Here is a 1156-nt window from a genome sequence, read left to right as displayed (position 1 = left end):
GGATTAGCCTCTATAATTATTAAATCTAGATCGTAATTGAACCCAACAACATTAACAAAAGAGAGTAACTCGCGATTGATGAAACAATATAGAGTGTACGACGTTCCCTCGTTACCTCGAACAACTCGATTGAAGCAGTTACCGTTAAGATCAGCATGGATAACAACGTAATAATAAGTACGAATAGCGAAAGCTTGATACTCAGAAGAGCTAATACTGCTGCGATCAGAAATCCAGCTCCGGCCATGTATTGGGCTCCACCAAGCTTAATGATTATGGTATTGAAGGAATGACGTTGACTTCCCTTCCAAATACCAATTGCGGAAAGTCCCACAAAAAGCGAGATGATCGAAAATAAGGACATAAGAAACATTTTTCCTACAATTGCAGTACTAATCCTTCCTGAATCCATGAGGCCACCAAAACCGCCAAATCCAAAAATGCTATTGAATAAATTTTGAAGCTTGGTCCCAATGATAAATGACCAAATAAAGAATCCAACTACTGAAGCTACAAATTCCTTATACTAGATCCCTGCTAGGATTAAGAGAGAGGCTTTCTAAAGGATTTTTGAGCAGCCTCACAATAAGAAGTCCGTCAATTGTATTGTTGTAATTGACTCACGGACATCATTCAATACGTTTCGTGATGCGGCAGGAGCTGCAGCGACAGGAGCAGATTTGGAATCTACATTCGGCTTATGAATGTTACTACTGACTTTTTCTTCTTGTGGTACAGACTCGCACATTGTTCTAAACGTTTCACCCCATTCTCGAAGCAAAAAAACCACCCTTCGTGGGTGGCTAATTTGACTTTGTGTTTTTAGAATAGTCAAAACAAAAAAAGCCCTTGCTCAGCAAGAACTTGTTTGTAAAAAGTATGGTGCGCGTAGAGGGACTTGAACCCCCACGGTCGCCCGCCAGATCCTAAGTCTGGTGCGTCTGCCAATTCCGCCATACGCGCATGAGTAAAGTTTATTCAAGACATTGCGCCCTGAAAACTGGATACGAAAGATGTTGCTGCTGAACTTTAGCTGTTGCCTACAGGTTGTATGGACCATATAAGCCTTTTAGGATAAGCCCTCGACCGATTAGTATTCGTCAGCTACACACATTGCTGTGCTTCCACCCCGAACCTATCAACCTCGTCGTCTTCA

At 41.9% G+C, this 1156-nt stretch carries 1 tRNA gene and 1 rRNA gene; both read right to left on the bottom strand.

The annotated features are described in order from the left end of the window. Positions 1–880 precede the first annotated feature (880 nt). Positions 881–963 (bottom strand) — tRNA-Leu (locus AB4Z33_RS30990). A gap of 107 nt (positions 964–1070) precedes the next feature. Beyond that, positions 1071–1156, bottom strand: a 23S ribosomal RNA gene (locus tag AB4Z33_RS30985); the annotation flags it as partial.

The sequence above is a fragment of the Paenibacillus sp. 2TAB19 genome (assembly GCF_052115185.1).
Taxonomy (GTDB): Bacteria; Bacillota; Bacilli; order Paenibacillales; family Paenibacillaceae; genus Pristimantibacillus.
The sequence above is the reverse complement of the archived record's forward strand: the minus strand, read 5'-3'. Positions and strand labels throughout refer to the sequence as shown.